Raw genomic sequence first — 17,793 nt, forward strand, 5'->3', positions numbered from 1 at the left:
CGGACTAATCTCTTGTGTTCAACATTACAATAAAGTACATGCTTAGTATAAGATTGAACCGCCGTATACGGGTCCGTACGTACGGTGGTGTGAGAGGTCGGAGGTTCGTCACCTCCTCCTACTCGATGTTGTCGTATTTAAGAGTCTTACTTTTTATAAAGTTGTTCAGCTTCTTTTGCAGCATGAGGTAAATAAAACTGATAAGACTTAATTCCACCCCATACGCTTATTCCACCTATAAGAATAAATACGGCTGATACGATATAGGTTACGGTGGAAGGATTTAAGAATAGCTGGTTTAATCCAAAAATACCAACAAATAACCCTAACGCAATACTTGCCTTAGAAGAAATCCATTTCTTTTCGGCAGGAAGTTTAGATCGATAGGCTTTCACTCTATAGAATACATAAAAAACTAAGGATACAATAATGAACATAACAAAAATAGGCATCTGTTTATTCCTCCAAGTTTCGACAATCTCATTATATTGTAACGAGAATGACAAATAAATTCCACTCCCAGTATAACGGTAATTAAATATACCTTTTCCTGAGATTTTTCTTATAATTAAAAATTGGTAGTATGCTTTCTTTTTCTTTTTCCTTTTTTATGATAAAAAGGAATTAAGTAAATTTTGGAGAATACGTAGAAAACACTATACATATATTCTTGAGGTTATTACTGTACAGAATGATATGACAAATGCCAAGGAGTAGATTATGAAAGAAAAAATATTAGAAACAATAAAACAGTATGAAACAATTATTATCCATCGACATGTACGACCTGATCCAGATGCTTACGGTTCACAGGGCGGATTAGCCGAAATCTTAAAAGCTTCATTTCCGGAAAAGAACATATTTACAGTAGGATTAGAGGAATCTTCCCTTTATTTTTTACGGAGATTAGATGAAATTCAGGATGAGGTTTATAAAGGTGCCCTGGTTATTGTAACCGACACAGCGAATCAAGAACGCATCTGTGACGGAAGATACCGTTTAGGGGATAAGCTTATTAAAATAGATCATCATCCGAATGAAGATCCATATGGTGATCTTGTCTGGGTCGATACGGATGCTAGTTCAGTCAGCGAAATGATCTATGAGTTCTTTTTATTTGGTAAAGATAAAGGGTTAGAAATGTCTGATGAAGCAGCGAGACTATTATATGCAGGGATTGTAGGGGATACTGGACGTTTTCTTTATCCAAGTACCACTGAAAAAACGTTCTCTTACGCTGGCGAGTTAATTAAATTTAACTTTTCTAGAACGGAGCTCTATGACTCCATGTATGAATTAGGCCCTAATGTGATAAAGCTTAACGGATATGTCCTACAAAATTTTGAGATGAGTGAAAATGGAGTAGGCTCCATGATTTTGAGAAAAGAATTGCTAGAGGAATATGATATCAAGCCTTCGGATGCATCTTTATTGGTAAGCACACTTGGAAATGTTGCGGGTATGAAGGCATGGGTATTTTTCATAGAAGAGGACGATCAAATTCGTGTCCGTCTACGTTCTAAAGGACCTGTTATAAATGGAATTGCTCGTAATTATAAAGGTGGAGGACACCCACTAGCTGCAGGTGCGTCTATCTATTCATGGGATGAGGTAAAGAGTGTCATGAATGAACTAGAAGAGGCTTGTAAATAAATATACTTTTATGCAAAGGACCCCACTTTCAAATATAGTGGGGTCTCCCTAAATTAGTCTAGTTTGAGGTTAAGCTGAATCGAAATAGTTGTATAAAATACGATCTCTTTTATCTCAAGCCGATATCTCTTGTCGTTTGCTTTAAAGGTTTTATTTTCTATTACTTTCCTAATCAGTTGACGATTTTTAAAAGCAGTATCAATATCCTTTGCTAATAGCATCTCTATATCTTCTTTTATGGCTTCTTCCATTTCATAGGCGGAAAGAGAGTCTAACTTAAATTTATCTCGATTCGTTATCTTCACCTGAATTTCCTGAACTCTTAGTTGCTCTAAGTTCTTTTTGTTAAGTTCTTGGTAATCATTTTGCCAAATATCTTTTTCTTTTTTTAGGTCTCTAATTTCTTCGGCTTGCTTCTGAATTTCTTTGCTATACTCTTCCTGCCATTCTCCGAATACATAAAGAAAAATACACCAACTAATCATTCCGCCAATGGCCATTCCAGCAAAAAGTCGTTGCCAAGCGGGAAGTCGATAATAAGGTGGGATTCTCATGATGATATATGCTCCTGTGTTAACCAGGTTATAAGCAATGCTCCAGTTTGAGCCCCTCCAAGCGCGGATAGGATTAATAAAAATTGTTTGAAAATGTCTTTTGTTTCCCCTTGAAACAAGCCTCTTTCAAAACTATAGACCGTATCAAAAGTGCCACCAATTGCTGCTACAATGGCCCAGATTCTAATAGAAGAAGAGATTCTAAATATCTCTGTTAACGGTGGTTTTCCTGTAAGAAAAGCTGCAAACCCACCTATTAAGGCTCCTCCAAGTAAAACTCCTAATGCGATAAAATAACTATCAAGTAATAAGGGAAAGAAGGGTTGCGGTTTCATGTAATCATCCTCACTGAAAATTATAGCTCCTGATAATACATCTTATGGACAAACCTACACAAATATGTTTTTGTTCGTCCTCAAATCAGAAGAATGTGAATAAGTACTTTCCTATTCAGAAATTAACATAGCTATGACGTTCCCCTAAAAAAACAGAACATATTTTCTTTTTTTTACATGAAGTTCTATAATGAAAATAAACAAAGGTAGACTTGACCTCTTTTTGGAGAATCAATTTTTTCGATATCTAATTAGAGTAAAAGGTTAAAAAGGGTGTGAATTACATGTCATTTGTTCACCTACATGTATATAGTGCGTATAGCTTGCTATCAAGTACATCCTCAATTGAGGAATTAGTGAAAGAGGCTCATACAAAAGGATTTACAGCAATCGCCCTTACAGATCGAAATGTGATGTATGGAACAGTTGCTTTTTATAAAGAGTGTATGAAGTACGGAATTAAACCAATCATTGGATTAACCGTTGATGTGATTAGTGAGATAGACGAGAGTCAGTCTTACCCGCTTGTTCTATTAGCAAGTAACCAAATTGGGTTTCACAATCTATTAAAAATTACGAGTGTTGTTCAGACAAAATCAAAAAATGGCATTCCAGTTAAATGGCTCAGACATTATTCGAAGGGCCTTATTTCTATAACCCCTGGGATAGAAGGGGAAATAGAACAGTTGTTAGAACGGGATGAGTACGAAAAAGCGAAGGAATGTGCTTTGTTATACAAAAAAGTGTTTGATGATCAGCACTTTTATTTAGCCGTTCATAACCATGGTCTAAAAAGGGAAGAAGTAGTGCTAGAAAAACTTCTAGAATTGTCTACTGATTTAAATCTTAAAGCAGTGGCAACAAATGAAGTTTATTATTTACGCCAAAGTGATAGCTTTGCACATGAATGTCTTTTGGCTGTTAAAAATGGAGATAAACTACAGGATGAACACAGGGAAAGGCTTCAAAGTGATCAATTTTTCCTAAAAACCCCTTCAGAGATGGTCGAACTTTTTTCAAATCTTCCTGATAGTCTAGAAAACTCATTACATATTGCAGAAAAGTGTAATGTGATGATAGAACTTAACGATAGAAAACTTCCGAAATATCCTATTGAGAACGGAATCTCAGCAGATGAGTATCTGAAGGAACTATGCTGGAAAGGTTTCCACGAGCGTTATCAAGAAATTACTGACGAAAAAAAGAATAGGTTGGCATACGAATTAGACGTCATAAGTAAAATGACCTTTTCTGACTACTTTCTGATCGTATGGGATTTTATGAAGTACTCAAGAGATAATGGGATTTTAACGGGACCAGGAAGGGGTTCAGCAGCAGGTTCAATGGTTGCCTATGTATTGTACATAACGGATGTTGACCCAATCGAACATCAGCTATTATTTGAACGGTTTTTAAATCCTGAAAGAATTTCAATGCCCGATATTGATATTGACTTTCCTGATCATAAGCGTGATGAAGTGATTGAATACGTAGCGAAAAAATATGGGGAACTTCATGTTGCTCAAATTATCACCTTTGGAACTCTAGCAGCAAAAGCTGTTATACGAGATCTAGGAAAGGTGTTTGGTTTTAATCCAAAGGAAGTCGACATGCTCTCGAGATTCATTCCGTCTAGACTCGGAGTTACCTTAAGCAAGGCTCTAGAGGAATCCAAAGATCTCCAAACCTTTATTTCTCAATCTCCACAACATAAAAGACTCTTCGAAACGGCCCTAAAGCTTGAAGGTCTTCCTAGACACACATCGACACACGCAGCAGGTGTGGTGATATCAGAGGAACCGTTAGTTGACGCAATACCTATCCAGGCAGGTCATAACAACGTATATTTAACACAATATTCGATGGAGCACCTTGAAAATGTTGGCCTTTTGAAAATGGATTTTCTAGGGCTTAGAAATCTATCCCTAATTGAAACGATTCTAGAGTCTATTTATCGAGTAAAAGGTCAAAAGTTGAACATAAAGTCCATTCCATTGAATGACGAGCGGACTTATGAATTATTAAGTACTGGAGAAACGACTGGCGTTTTTCAACTCGAGTCCGATGGTATGAGAAATGTATTAAAAAAATTAAAACCAACTCGCTTTGAAGATATTGTAGCTGTCAACGCCCTGTACAGACCTGGTCCAATGGAGAATATTCCAGTTTTTATTGACCGAAAACATGGAAGAGAGAAAATCATCTATCCTCATCCTGACTTGAAAGAAATTTTGGAAAACACATATGGAGTCATTGTGTATCAAGAGCAAATTATGCAAATTGCTTCCAAAATGGCGGGCTTTTCTCTAGGAGAAGCAGATCTGTTGAGAAGAGCGGTATCGAAAAAGCAAAAGTCTGTGCTTGATAAGGAAAGAGAACATTTTGTAAATGGAGCATTAGGAAAGGGATATGATCAGAATACTGCAAGTGAAATATATGACTTGATCGTTAAGTTTGCAAATTACGGCTTTAATAGAAGTCATGCCGTGGCTTATAGCTTTATTGCTTATCAACTAGCCTATCTAAAAGCGCATTACCCTCTCTTCTTTATGTCTGCTCTTTTATCCTCTGTAGTTGGAAATGAGGAGAAGATTTCTCAGTATATTCGTGAGTTAAAAGAGATGGATATCTCAATCCTCCCACCATCTATTAATCAAAGCGGGTATACTTTCTTAGTTGAAAAGAAAGCTATTCGGTATAGTTTGTCTGCCATTAAGGGAATAGGGATAACTGCCTTAAGAGAAATATTTTCAGCTCGTAAACAAAAGAAGTTCGAGGATATGTTTGATTTTTGTTTAAGAGTATCCCATAAAGCAGTGAATCGAAAGTCAATGGAAATGCTCATTCACTCAGGAAGTTTTGATGAATTCGGAGAAGATCGTGCTGTTCTATTAGCAAGCATTGATGTTGCCATAGACCATGCACAGTTAGTAAATCCTGATGATTCTAACCAGGGCGATTTATTTTCTGATGATGAATTTTTTCTAAAACCTAAATATGTCACAGTTGACCCTATTAGAACAGAGGATAAGCTAGCTTTTGAAAAGGAAGCGCTTGGGTTATATCTATCAGATCATCCTGTTTCCGTCTACAAAAAGGTAATAAAATCAATAGGTACGAAACATCTATCAGAACTGTCCACAAGTTCCTCGCACGCGAAAGTGGTTGGATATATATCAGATGTCCGGAAGATTCGTACGAAGAAAGGTGATTCTATGGCTTTCTTAGTCATTAGCGATCAAAGCGGTGACATAGAAGCTGTGGTCTTCCCTACTGTTTTTAAAAGGATATCTAATCTTATTGAAAAAGGTAATATTCTTTTACTAGAGGGGAAGGTAGAGGATAGAGAGAGCAAGCCTCAACTTATTATCAACCATCTAAAAGAAATGAAGGATGTTCTTAAAACAGTTCAAAAGCATCAAGGAACATTGTATATAAAAATTGAAAAAGAAAAGGAAACGGCAGATAACTTAAATGTACTGAAGGAATTATTGCAAAAAAATCACGGTCAGGTAGATGTGATCTTATACTACGAAAGTTCAGAGAGAACTGTGCGTTTAGGGGAAAAAGATAGGGTCGTACTTTCAGATGAATTCCTAAGAAGTTTAAGGGAGATACTTGGGGACAATAATGTAATATTCAAGCAATAAATCTTTACAAGTTTATAGGATATGTTATATTTGTCTAAGAGAATAACGTGGTCTGACCACTAGATGTATTTTGTAAAATTCCTTAAGGCCTATGGTAAAATAACGATCGTTTTACGTAGAGAGCCATCCATAATATGAGGAGTGAATAACTTGACTTTACGTGAAGAAGCATTACATATGCATAGAGTTAATAAAGGAAAATTAGAATCTAAGTCAAAGGTTCAAGTAAGAAATGCTAGGGAACTAAGCTTAGCATACTCACCTGGAGTTGCTGAGCCATGTAAAGAAATATACGACAAGCCTGAAACTGTATTTGAATATACGATGAAAGGCAACATGGTTGCAGTAGTTTCTGATGGTACTGCTGTACTAGGTTTAGGAAATATTGGGCCCGAAGCTGCACTTCCAGTTATGGAAGGAAAAGCCGTGTTATTTAAAAGCTTTGCTGGGGTAGATGCGTTTCCTATCTGTTTAAATACAACAGATATAGATAAAATCGTGGAAACAGTGAAATTATTAGAACCTACTTTTGGTGGGGTAAATCTAGAGGATATTGCTGCACCAAATTGTTTTGTGATAGAAGAACGGTTAAAGAAGGAAACCAATATCCCAATTTTTCATGATGATCAGCATGGTACGGCTATTGTTACCGTTGCAGGCTTGGTAAATGCCTTGAAAATTGTCGGTAAAAAGATGAATGAAATTAAAGTTGTTGCTAATGGTGCAGGAGCAGCAGGAATTGCCATTATCAAATTACTATACAGCTACGGTGTTAGAGATATTATTATGTGTGATACGAAGGGCGCGATTTATGAAGGACGCCCTAAAGGAATGAACGACATTAAAGATGAGGTTGCAAAATTTACGAATAGGGATAACCAAGAAGGTAGTTTAGAGGATGTTATTAAGGGTGCAGATGTATTTATTGGCGTTTCCGTCGCAGGAGCATTAACGGCTGAGATGATAAAAACCATGAATAATGATCCTATTATTTTTGCAATGGCCAATCCTACACCTGAAATTATGCCTGAAGAAGCTAAGGGAGCAGGAGCGAAAGTAGTCGGTACTGGTCGTTCAGATTTTCCAAACCAAGTCAACAATGTATTAGCATTCCCTGGTATCTTCCGTGGAGCACTAGACGTTCGTGCAACCCATATCAATGAAGAAATGAAAGTAGCGGCTGTTGAAGCCATTGCAAGTTTAATTGGTGAAGAGGAATTAAGTGAGGATTATGTTATTCCAGGACCATTTGATCCAAGAGTTGCTCCTGAAGTGGCAGCAGCTGTTGCGAGGGCGGCAATGGAAACGGGTGTTGCTCGCATAAAGGTGGATCCTGAAGAAGTAAAAGATAGAACAAGTAGGTTAGCTATTATTGGGAAAAGCGAGTGATTTTTAAACTGTGCATTCACTTCAAAAGGGTTCTAAAGTTTATATAGAAATTGTAAAGCAACTGAGAACAATGATTGAAGAAGATGGCTTAAAGCCTGGTGATAAAATTCCCTCAGAACGAGAACTATCCGAGCGCCTTATTGTCGGGCGCTCCTCCGTTCGAGAGGCTTTACGTGCCCTTGAATTACTAGGATTAATTGAAACGAGACGCGGAGAAGGTACTTTTATAAGGGATTTTCGAGGAAATCAACTCGTACAATTGCTTAGCACATTTATTCTTCAAGACCAAAAAGCAAAGAAGGATGTTACCGAAACAAAAAATTTAATAGAGTTAGATTGCTTACAGTTAGCCATTCAAAGGGATTATGAGGAAGATGAGCTAGTACAACTAAGAAGCTGGGTTGAAACTAACGAGTTCTCAGATGAAGAATTCTTCACAAGAATAGTGAATTTGGCGGATAATCATTTGTTTTATAGGATTTGGATAATTTTAAATGATTATTATAAAGCTCTTAACCTTCAAGAAGTCTCAATAGATAAACAAGTGTATCTTCAGTTAATTGATGCTTTAATGAGTAAAGAAGAGGTAGAGGTCAAGAAGGTCTTTAAGAAAATGAGGAATTTGTCGAATGGTTAACGACAAAATTATACAGTTTTTCTAAGGCTATTATTCTAATATAAATAAGGACAACTTTTTAACAACCTAAATACTTTAGGTTATAGTTTTTTATGTAGTGGTCAGACCACCTTAGTAGATTCTTAGAATAATGACAGACAACATATTGAGCACAAGCATTTATGGACTGAAATGGTTTCCAGAACTAAGGCTTTTTCTAGAAGCAAAGTTTAACTTAGTTATTAAAAGGTAAAACTTGAAGGCTAGCTAAATGCCCAAAAACATAAATGTTGAATTTACATTCCAATTGGGAAGTGTCTGCGAATAAGATATCGATTATCTTAGGAAGTTGTGCTTTTTTAAAACAATGGGGAGGTTTCACCTTGCTAAAAGAGCTATTTACAAAACAAAAAAAGAAAAAATATGCAACGATACCATCTGAAGCTGCAAAACAAGATGTCCCAGAAGGCATTATGGCGAAGTGCCCAAACTGTAAAAAAATCATGTATTCTAAGGAACTAAAGAAAAACCTTAAAGTTTGTATTCACTGTGGATATCATCACTCCATGAATTCAAAGGAAAGGCTTGAAAGTTTTTTAGATGAGGGAAGCTTTCAGGAGCTAAATGCTGGCATGATCTCTGAAAATCCTTTGAATTTTCCAGATTACATTGAAAAACTAGAAAAAGATAGACAGAAGACGCAAATCAACGAGGCGGTTGTTACTGGCTTAGGTCAAATCAATGGATTTAGTGCTGTCGTTGCAGTAATGGATTCAACCTTCCGTATGGGAAGTATGGGGTCTGTTGTAGGTGAAAAAATAACTAGAGCCATTGAAAAAGCTGGAGAACTATCGGTTCCTTTTATCATCTTTACAGCATCTGGTGGAGCAAGAATGCAAGAAGGTGTTCTTAGCTTAATGCAGATGGCAAAGACGAGCGTGGCCTTAAAAAGGTTTAGTGACCAAGGTGGACTTATTATTTCTATTATGACCCATCCGACTACAGGCGGTGTCTCTGCTAGTTTTGCTTCCTTAGGTGATTATAATATTGCGGAACCAGGTGCTTTAATTGGGTTTGCAGGTAGGAGAATTATCGAGCAAACTATTCGAGAAGAACTTCCGGAGGATTTCCAGACATCTGAATTTCTACTAAAACATGGTCAATTAGATGCTGTCATTTCAAGAACAGATCTAAAAGAAAAAATTACTATCATCCTTGACGTACATCAACCTGGAGGTGAACTAGATTGGTAGGAGAGTTAGAATTAGAAAAGCCAATTATCGAACTTAGAAAGAAAATTGCTGAACTTAAGGAGTTCACGGAAACTACAGATGTGGACCTTTCTACAGAGATAGAAAAGTTGGAAACTCGTTTAGAGAAGTTAGAAAAAGATATATATGAAAATATTAAGCCGTGGGACCGAGTTCAAATTGCCCGTCATCCTAATCGTCCTACTACTCTAGATTATATCTCTTATCTTTTTACTGATTTTATTGAGTGTCATGGTGACCGAACTTATGGTGATGATGAGGCAATTGTTGGCGGAATTGGAAAATTTAAAGGTCTACCTGTTACGATCATTGGCCACCAACGTGGAAAGGATACGAAAGAAAACATCCGGAGAAATTTTGGTATGCCACATCCTGAGGGATATCGTAAGGCTTTAAGGCTAATGAAACAAGCTGACAAGTTTCGTCGACCGATCATTTGTTTTATTGATACGAAAGGGGCATATCCGGGCAAAGCTGCCGAGGAAAGAGGGCAAAGTGAAGCCATTGCTAAAAATTTATTTGAAATGGCAAGCCTCAGTGTTCCTGTAGTATGTATTGTGATTGGTGAAGGCGGTAGCGGTGGTGCGTTAGCTTTAGGTGTAGGGAACCATATCCATATGCTTGAGAACTCCACTTACTCCGTAATCTCTCCTGAAGGAGCTGCAGCCATTCTTTGGAAGGATGCTTCCCTTGCTAAGAAAGCAGCGGAATCCATGAGAATCACTGCACCGGATTTAAAAGAACTGGGAATCATTGATGAGATTATACCAGAGGTAAAAGGCGGAGCACATAAAAACGTTAAGGAACAAAGCGAGAGCATTGAAATGATTTTACTGGATTCGCTGAAAGAATTACGACAACTTTCTGAAGAGGAATTAGTTTCTCATCGTTATGACAAATATAAAGCAATGGGAAAATACTCGTTCTTAAATGAATACATCGGGGTCAACTAAAGACGTGCTATCATAAAGCACGTTTCTTTTGTTCTATCAATAAAATTGAAATTTATGAATAATTTTTAAGGGATTTTTGTGTAAAAATTCAAATCATTCCTAATTAAACCGCTTCCAGTTAACGGATAATTGCGTCTATTAACGATTCACCATGATAAAGTTGAGAAGCACCTTTTCTTCATGTTATTTTAGAAATATTCCAAGGTTTTATGTTTATAATAAAAGTGTTGTAGATAAAAAAGCGTGTAAAACTTTAAAACGTTTTGCTTGTTCTGTCTTCTAAGAGACACTTATCTTACTTAAAGAAATACACTTTTAATGATTCTGACAAAACAATTTTACATAACTCAATTATACTAATAACATGAGGTGATTCTTTTGAAGAAAATTGGTGTATTAACGAGTGGAGGAGATTCTCCAGGAATGAATGCTGCAGTACGTGCAGTTGTTCGTAAAGCTATTTTTCATAATTTAGAGGTATATGGTGTATATGGTGGATATGCTGGTCTAATTAGCGGAAACATTAAAAAGTTAGAACTTGGTTCAGTAGGTGATATTATTCACCGAGGTGGAACTGTGTTATATTCAGCAAGATGTGAAGAATTCAAAACAGCAGAAGGTCAAAAGAAGGGTATTGAGTCGCTAAAAAAACATGGAATTGAAGGTCTTGTTGTAATTGGTGGAGATGGCTCTTACCGTGGTGCAAAAGCATTAACTGAGCATGGATTCCCTTGCGTTGGTGTTCCAGGAACGATCGATAACGATATTCCAGGAACTCAGTTTACTATTGGTTTCGATACAGCCTTAAATACTGTTATTGATGCAATTGATAAAATTCGTGATACTGCAACTTCTCATGAAAGGACTTTTATCATTGAGGTAATGGGAAGAGATGCAGGTGATATTGCACTTTGGGCCGGATTAGCTGGTGGTGCCGAAACGATTTTAATACCTGAGGAAAACTATACAATTGATGATATTGTTGGTCCATTAATTAAAGGACATGAGCGTGGTAAAAAGCACAGTATAATCATTGTAGCTGAAGGTGTCGGTAGTGGAGTTGAAATTGGTAAGCAAATCAAGGAGGCAACCAATTTTGATACACGTATTTCTGTACTTGGACATATGCAACGTGGAGGATCTCCAACAGCTGCTGATAGGGTTTTAGCTTCTCGCCTAGGGGCAAGAGCAGTTGAACTTCTTATTGAAGGAAAAGGTGGACGTGCTGTTGGAATTGAAGAAAATAAGCTAGTTGATTATGACATTATTGAGGCACTAGCACAACCGCATGTAATTGATAAAGGAATGTTAAAGCTTTCTAAAGAATTGTCTATCTAATTCAATAAATAGTTATTGATTGTTGATTTATGCTCTAACTACTAGGAGTCTTATCTTTCAAAATTGACTATGATAAAAACGATGGATTAGAAGGAATGTAAATATATCTGGGGGTTACATGATATGCGTAAAACGAAAATCGTATGTACCATTGGTCCGGCTAGTGAAAGTGTTGAGAAGCTTACCCAATTAATAGAAGCTGGAATGAACGTTGCACGATTAAACTTTTCTCATGGTGATCATTTGGAGCACGGCCAACGTATTAAAAATATACGAGAAGCTGCCCAAAAGACAGGAAAAACAGTTGCCATTTTACTGGACACTAAGGGGCCAGAAATACGTACAAACAATATGGAAAATGGTGCAATTGAATTAACTTCAGGAGAAAATATCATTGTCTCTATGGAAGAGGTACTTGGGACAACCGAGAAATTTTCAGTTACATATACAGGACTGATTGATGATGTTCATCCTGGATCTAAGATTCTGTTAGATGATGGGCTCATTGGACTCGAAGTCATTGAAATCGATAAAGCTAAGAATGAAATTCATACGAAAATTTTAAACTCTGGGACATTGAAAAATAAAAAGGGTGTTAATGTACCGGGAGTATCAGTGAATTTACCTGGTATTACTGAAAAGGATGCACAGGACATCTTATTTGGTATCGAACAAGGTATCGACTTTATTGCTGCTTCATTCGTACGTCGTGCATCTGATGTTCTAGAAATTCGTCAGCTACTAGAAGAGCATAATGCAACACATATCCACATTATCCCTAAAATCGAAAATCAAGAAGGAGTAGACAAAATTGATGAGATTTTAGAGATATCAGATGGTCTAATGGTTGCACGTGGAGACTTAGGAGTAGAAATCCCTGCTGAAGAGGTACCTCTTGTTCAGAAAACATTAATTAAAAAATGCAACGAGCAAGGGAAGCCGGTTATAACAGCTACACAAATGCTTGATTCCATGCAACGAAACCCAAGACCAACTCGTGCTGAGGCAAGTGATGTTGCAAATGCTATTTTTGACGGAACGGATGCGATTATGCTTTCTGGTGAGACAGCTGCAGGGAGCTACCCAGTAGAAGCAGTTCAAACGATGCACAACATAGCATCTCGGGCAGAAACAGCATTAGACCATAAGAGAATCTTGTCAAACCGTAGTAAGGATAGTGACCACAACATTACGGATGCAATTGGACAGTCAGTTGCTCATACTGCGTTAAACCTAGAAGTAAATGCGATCATTGCGCCAACTGAAAGTGGGCATACAGCACGTATGATCTCTAGATACCGTCCGAAAGCTCCAATTGTAGCGGTTACAGCAAATGAATCAGTATCAAGACGTCTACAACTTGTCTGGGGTGTTTATCCGCAATTAGGACAAAAGGCAACAACGACAGATGACATGCTAGATATATCCGTACAAGAAAGCATAAATAGTGGAATTGTGTCACATGGAGACCTTGTAGTCATTACGGCAGGAGTTCCAGTTGGTGAAGCTGGAACGACTAACCTTATGAAAATACATGTTGTTGGCGATGTAATCATCAAGGCTCAAGGAATTGGAAGGAAATCAGCTTATGGCAAAGTGGTGGTAGCAAAATCAGCTGAGGAAGCTTTGAAGAATGTTACAACAGGGTCCATTTTAGTTACTATAGGATCTGACGCTGAGATGGTACCAGCTATCGAAAAATGTAGTGCTTTAATCACAGAAGAGGGTGGACTAACAAGCCACGCGGCTGTTGTTGGACTCAATCTAGGAATTCCAGTAATCGTAGGAGCAGAAAATGCAACAACGCTCTTAACAAATGGCCAAGAGATTACAGTTGATGCACAACGTGGAGTTATTTATAATGGGCATGCAAGTGTCCTTTAATATGCTTTAGTAGGGAAGGGGATGAACCTCTTCCTTTTCTTATACCTTTACAAAATTACTGAGAATTGCTGAGACCACTTTTCATACACTATAATATAGGACAAGATAGAAGTTTAAGGGGGTTACGGAGTGCGCTATATTTTATTGCTATTGATTATTGTACCTGCAGCGGAAATAGGAGTTTTGTTACTCTCAGGTAGAACACTTGGTATTTGGACCACGATCACTTTAATTATTATCACAGGTATTGCAGGAGCTTATCTAGCGAAAAATCAAGGCCTTGAAACCATTCGGAAAGCTCAAAGGCAATTACAGTACGGGCAAATGCCAGGAGAAGTTATTCTAGATGGCATTTGTATCTTGATTGGTGGGACACTTTTGTTGACTCCAGGTTTTATTACGGATACCCTCGGATTTCTTTTATTGGCGCCCCCAACTAGAAAACCTTTTAAGGTTCTATTAGTAAAAGCCTTTAGGAATTGGATTGAAAAAGGAAATGTAACCATTATTAGATAAAATGTAAAAAACGTCAGTCCAGGAACGGACTGACGTTTTTATTATGGAGGTAAAATTAATTAGACTATTCTTCTTCTTTCCCTTTAATAAAACCCCAAAGATCTCTGAATACATTGGCTCTGTGTAGGGTTGAAATGATGACAAGTGTTACAGGACCCACGATTAATCCTAGAAACCCAATAAGTTTAAATCCTACAAACAAAGCAACTAGAGTAGCTAACGGGTCAAGACCGATATTTGAAGAAAGTACTTTAGGCTCCATAACTTGGCGCTGAACGAGGACTATGATGTATAGGACCCCTAACCCTATTGCTAAACTCATTTCTCCGATAATGGCTTCATAAATAATCCATGGTACAAAAATTAATCCGGTACCTAAGTATGGAATGATATCCACTAATCCTGTGACTAAGGCAATTGTAACTGCATAATCTACCCGTAATATCAGCAGCCCAATAAGAATAATAATGGTCGTAATAGAAATTAGAGTTAGCTGAGCCTTGATGAATCCGAATAGTGCTTTTTTTAAATCCTCAGTAACAGTTTTGCTACTTGACATAGCCCTACCTGGAAGTAACTTTCCTCCGAGTTTTGAAAGTCTATACCAATCCTTACTTATAAAAAAGGTTGCTAGTAAAGAGAATATTAAAACAGTGGCTGCATTTGGAAACCATGACAATATGTTTGGAATATTTTCGAAGAAATTCTGAACAAATTGTCCAACATTTGTTCCGACTGTTTTACCAACATTTTCAATATTGTTAATAATGGTGTCTTGTTGACCAGTACCGAGGGTATTAAAAAATCCTGTTAACTGATTGTAGAATGGTATGATTTGAGCGGCAAAGTACTGTTCAAGATAATCAATTAGTTTATCTAGATGATTAGGTACTACTTCAGCAAGATATTCTGCCCCAGAGACTAATTCAGCAACTAGTAAAGTAATTAAACCAGCAAAAATGGCAAAAATAAAGGAAAGACTCAATAAGACAGCAAGTGTTCTAGGCATTTTTGACTTTCTCTCTAGGAAATTCACAAGAGGATTGATCAAAAAGGCAATGGCTAAACCAATGATGAAAGGATATGTAACTTTAGATAAATAGAATATAGAAATTAAGGAAGCTAGTACTACTCCAATGACGAAAAAAAATCTAACAGTTCTATATATGTATACAGGATTCAATAGGAAACCCTCCTTCTATAACAGGCATACTTATGAATATTTCTATATTTAGTTATATATTCTTTTCTAGGTATAACCTTATTTTACCTGCGTAAAAGTAAAAATCAGCTCTAGGTTTTTACGATTCTGCACTCATTAGTTTATTAATAACCTATACACTGTTATAAGATCATTGAAACCTTTCATTATTTGAAAAAGCTTTTCTCGAGAAAAAACGCTTTCGTTATGGTAATATAATATTAGAGAGGAAGGATGAATAGTCCTTGATCTTTGAACCCATTATTTTTTTATTATTATTGTTGATAATTGGATTACTAGCGAAAAACTATTCATTAATTATTGCGGTAGCTATTCTGCTTTTTTTAAAAGTTATTGGATTTGAGTCAAAGTCCTTCTCCTATATTCAGTCAAAGGGTATTAACTGGGGAGTTATCGTTATAACAATAGCGGTACTAGCACCAATTGCAAGTGGAGAAATAGGGTTCAAAGATTTAACAAATGCGTTCAAGTCACCGTATGCATGGATAGCCCTTATATCTGGTATGGTGGTTGCAATTCTTGCAAAAGGAGGCATTACTCTTTTAGCTAAGGATCCGCACATAACAACAGCATTAGTCCTTGGGACAATATTAGCCGTATCTCTATTTAAAGGGATTGCTGTAGGGCCATTAATTGGTGCAGGAATTGCTTATGTTGTCATGAGAATCGTGGAATTTTTTCAATAATTTTCTTTTGCTAGTTCTGAATCAAGTATTCCAATTATAAATAAGTTTCATAATAAGAAACGTAGGGCTATATTTTTGTAAGAAAATAATAATTTTTTCACATTTTGAGTGCTTTTCGTTCACAAAAGTCTGATAATTGTTTATAATAGGACTTGAAAGCGTATCCTTTTTATTGTATAAGTCGCAAGAACTCGATTATACGGATTAGCTCTCAGGTAATTGTACAATTCGTACAATTGTCATTCCTGTATTATATTATTTATGAGAAAATAACTTTAAAGTAAAATGAAAGCATTTTCTTTTTTTTGTGGTCACTTGAGCAACCGCTCAGGTAAACCAAAAATTTTTGGTCTGTTGCTCGGCTATGTGCCGACTTTAAACGGCCTATGGGCCATAGATTTTTCAGGCTTTAATCTGAATAAGTTGATTCTATCTTCAACTTAAAACTATTATTTACAGACAATGGGTATGGGGAAATTTAAATTGCAAAGGAGAGGTTCAGTATGACAGTAACACGCGGTCTAGAAGGGGTAGTAGCTACAACTTCCTCCATCAGTTCAATCATCGACGATACACTAACTTATGTAGGTTATAATATTGATGATTTAGCTGTTAATGCAAGTTTTGAAGAAGTCATCTATCTTTTATGGCATAGAAAGTTGCCAACTCAATCCGAGTTAGAAAAACTAAATAAGTTATTAGCAGAAAATGCTGAATTACCTAAAGAAGTATTAGATCATTTTAAAATGTACCCGATTGACAAAGTTCATCCAATGGGTGCTTTACGTTCGGCTGTATCGTTATTAGGTCTTTACGATGAAGATGCAGACAAAATGGATGCAGAATCAAATTACTTAAAAGCGGTTCGTTTACAAGCAAAGATTCCGACCATTGTAACGGCATTTGCTCGTGTGAGAAAAGGCCTAGAGCCAATTGCTCCACGTACAGATTTAAGCTTTGCAGCTAACTTTTTGTACATGCTAACAGGCAATGAGCCAGAAGCTATCGCAGTAGAGGCGTTTAATAAAGCTTTAGTATTACACGCTGATCATGAGCTAAATGCTTCAACATTCACAGCTCGCGTATGTGTTGCTACATTATCAGATGTGTATTCTGGTGTAACAGCTGCAATCGGTGCTTTAAAAGGTCCTTTACATGGTGGAGCTAACGAAGCAGTTATGAAAATGCTTTCTGAAATTGGTTCTCCTGATAATGTTGAATCATATATTCGTGAAAAGTTAAATAATAAAGAAAAAATCATGGGCTTTGGTCACCGCGTATATCGCCAAGGAGACCCTCGTGCTAAACACTTGAAAGCTATGTCTGAAAAGCTTACTAAGCTAACAGGTGAGCCAGAATATTATGAAATGTCTACAAAGATTGAAGCAATCGTAACTGGTGAAAAGAATTTACCGCCGAATGTTGATTTCTATTCTGCTTCTGTATATCACAGCTTAGGCATCGACCATGATTTATTTACTCCAATCTTCGCGGTAAGCCGTGTTTCTGGATGGTTAGCTCACATTCTTGAGCAGTATGAAAACAACCGCCTAATCCGTCCACGTGCTGATTACACAGGCCCTGGAATGCAGACTTACGTTCCAGTTGATCAAAGAGGATAAGAAATTTTTAAAAAATATAAAAAGAGCATTTTACTTTTAGTAAAAAAATTGTTCTAATAGAAATGCGGGAAAAGGTTAGAGGTCTAATGCCACTAACCTTTGAT

The 17,793-nt window shown here is 36.8% G+C and carries 15 protein-coding genes; 11 read left to right on the forward strand and 4 right to left on the reverse strand.

The window, feature by feature from the left end:
* Nucleotides 1-146: 146 nt before the first annotated feature.
* Nucleotides 147-452, reverse strand: a complete 306-nt coding sequence (locus ACFYKX_RS24455; RefSeq protein WP_389364508.1) for a YtpI family protein — start codon at nucleotides 450-452, stop codon at nucleotides 147-149.
* Between the two features lie 268 nt (nucleotides 453-720).
* Here ACFYKX_RS24455 and ACFYKX_RS24460 point away from each other — a divergent pair, with 268 nt between their 5' ends.
* Nucleotides 721-1,653 (forward strand): DHH family phosphoesterase, encoded by a 933-nt coding sequence (locus ACFYKX_RS24460; RefSeq protein ID WP_389364510.1) that lies wholly within the window; start codon nucleotides 721-723, stop codon nucleotides 1,651-1,653.
* Between the two features lie 53 nt (nucleotides 1,654-1,706).
* Here ACFYKX_RS24460 and ytrI read toward each other — a convergent pair whose 3' ends face one another.
* Together ytrI and ACFYKX_RS24470 are read right to left on the reverse strand one after the other, a co-directional pair.
* A complete protein-coding gene (ytrI, locus tag ACFYKX_RS24465; protein WP_389364512.1) occupies nucleotides 1,707-2,207 on the reverse strand; it encodes a sporulation membrane protein YtrI in 501 nt (166 codons plus the stop codon).
* Nucleotides 2,204-2,542: a YtrH family sporulation protein gene (locus ACFYKX_RS24470; RefSeq protein WP_389364514.1), complete on the reverse strand. Its 339-nt coding sequence runs from the start codon at nucleotides 2,540-2,542 to the stop codon at nucleotides 2,204-2,206. The genes ytrI and ACFYKX_RS24470 overlap by 4 nt, the downstream gene beginning before the upstream one ends.
* A gap of 284 nt (nucleotides 2,543-2,826) precedes the next feature.
* Between ACFYKX_RS24470 and dnaE the strand changes: the two genes are divergently transcribed.
* The 8 genes from dnaE to ACFYKX_RS24510 all read left to right on the forward strand — a co-directional run bounded on the left by dnaE (nucleotide 2,827) and on the right by ACFYKX_RS24510 (nucleotide 14,159).
* On the forward strand, nucleotides 2,827-6,192 hold the full coding sequence (gene dnaE, locus ACFYKX_RS24475) for a DNA polymerase III subunit alpha (protein WP_389364516.1): 3,366 nt from the start codon (nucleotides 2,827-2,829) through the stop codon (nucleotides 6,190-6,192).
* A 150-nt stretch (nucleotides 6,193-6,342) separates the two neighbouring features.
* Nucleotides 6,343-7,581, forward strand: a complete 1,239-nt coding sequence (locus ACFYKX_RS24480; RefSeq protein ID WP_389364518.1) for an NAD(P)-dependent malic enzyme — start codon at nucleotides 6,343-6,345, stop codon at nucleotides 7,579-7,581.
* Between the two features lie 70 nt (nucleotides 7,582-7,651).
* Entirely contained in the window at nucleotides 7,652-8,218 is a 567-nt protein-coding gene (locus tag ACFYKX_RS24485; RefSeq protein WP_449257608.1) for a FadR/GntR family transcriptional regulator, read from the forward strand.
* Nucleotides 8,219-8,580: 362 nt separating this feature from the next.
* The gene (gene accD / locus ACFYKX_RS24490; protein WP_389364522.1) at nucleotides 8,581-9,450 is read left to right on the forward strand and encodes an acetyl-CoA carboxylase, carboxyltransferase subunit beta; all 870 of its coding nucleotides are present in this window, start codon (nucleotides 8,581-8,583) and stop codon (nucleotides 9,448-9,450) included.
* On the forward strand, nucleotides 9,444-10,421 hold the full coding sequence (gene accA, locus ACFYKX_RS24495) for an acetyl-CoA carboxylase carboxyl transferase subunit alpha (protein WP_389364524.1): 978 nt from the start codon (nucleotides 9,444-9,446) through the stop codon (nucleotides 10,419-10,421). Before accD ends, accA begins: the two co-directional genes overlap by 7 nt.
* 378 nt (nucleotides 10,422-10,799) lie before the next feature.
* Nucleotides 10,800-11,759: a 6-phosphofructokinase gene (pfkA, locus tag ACFYKX_RS24500; protein WP_389364526.1), complete on the forward strand. Its 960-nt coding sequence runs from the start codon at nucleotides 10,800-10,802 to the stop codon at nucleotides 11,757-11,759.
* A 123-nt stretch (nucleotides 11,760-11,882) separates the two neighbouring features.
* The gene (pyk, locus tag ACFYKX_RS24505; RefSeq protein ID WP_389364528.1) at nucleotides 11,883-13,643 is read left to right on the forward strand and encodes a pyruvate kinase; all 1,761 of its coding nucleotides are present in this window, start codon (nucleotides 11,883-11,885) and stop codon (nucleotides 13,641-13,643) included.
* Nucleotides 13,644-13,772: 129 nt separating this feature from the next.
* The gene (locus ACFYKX_RS24510; RefSeq protein WP_389364530.1) at nucleotides 13,773-14,159 is read left to right on the forward strand and encodes an FxsA family protein; all 387 of its coding nucleotides are present in this window, start codon (nucleotides 13,773-13,775) and stop codon (nucleotides 14,157-14,159) included.
* Between the two features lie 64 nt (nucleotides 14,160-14,223).
* On the opposite strand, the gene ytvI is transcribed toward ACFYKX_RS24510, so the two are convergent.
* Nucleotides 14,224-15,342 (reverse strand): sporulation integral membrane protein YtvI, encoded by a 1,119-nt coding sequence (gene ytvI, locus ACFYKX_RS24515; protein WP_389364532.1) that lies wholly within the window; start codon nucleotides 15,340-15,342, stop codon nucleotides 14,224-14,226.
* Nucleotides 15,343-15,605: 263 nt separating this feature from the next.
* Between ytvI and ACFYKX_RS24520 the strand changes: the two genes are divergently transcribed.
* Complete coding sequence (locus ACFYKX_RS24520; protein ID WP_389364534.1) at nucleotides 15,606-16,067, forward strand: DUF441 domain-containing protein; 462 nt, start codon at nucleotides 15,606-15,608, stop codon at nucleotides 16,065-16,067.
* 503 nt (nucleotides 16,068-16,570) lie between these two features.
* On the forward strand, nucleotides 16,571-17,689 hold the full coding sequence (citZ, locus tag ACFYKX_RS24525; protein ID WP_389364535.1) for a citrate synthase: 1,119 nt from the start codon (nucleotides 16,571-16,573) through the stop codon (nucleotides 17,687-17,689).
* Nucleotides 17,690-17,793: the final 104 nt, after the last annotated feature.

It is taken from the genome of Cytobacillus spartinae (assembly GCF_042865285.1).
Taxonomy (GTDB): Bacteria; Bacillota; Bacilli; order Bacillales; family Cytobacillaceae; genus Robertmurraya_A; species Robertmurraya_A spartinae.

Bases quoted from the DNA above. Each gene is read 5' to 3' on its own strand.
- ACFYKX_RS24455 (WP_389364508.1), bottom strand. From the start codon at position 452: ATGCCTATTTTTGTTATGTTCATTATTGTATCCTTAGTTTTTTATGTA.
- ACFYKX_RS24460 (WP_389364510.1), top strand. From the start codon at position 721: ATGAAAGAAAAAATATTAGAAACAATAAAACAGTATGAAACAATTATT.
- ytrI (WP_389364512.1), bottom strand. From the start codon at position 2,207: ATGAGAATCCCACCTTATTATCGACTTCCCGCTTGGCAACGACTTTTT.
- ACFYKX_RS24470 (WP_389364514.1), bottom strand. From the start codon at position 2,542: ATGAAACCGCAACCCTTCTTTCCCTTATTACTTGATAGTTATTTTATC.
- dnaE (WP_389364516.1), top strand. From the start codon at position 2,827: ATGTCATTTGTTCACCTACATGTATATAGTGCGTATAGCTTGCTATCA.
- ACFYKX_RS24485 (WP_449257608.1), top strand. From the start codon at position 7,652: ATGATTGAAGAAGATGGCTTAAAGCCTGGTGATAAAATTCCCTCAGAA.
- pyk (WP_389364528.1), top strand. From the start codon at position 11,883: ATGCGTAAAACGAAAATCGTATGTACCATTGGTCCGGCTAGTGAAAGT.
- citZ (WP_389364535.1), top strand. From the start codon at position 16,571: ATGACAGTAACACGCGGTCTAGAAGGGGTAGTAGCTACAACTTCCTCC.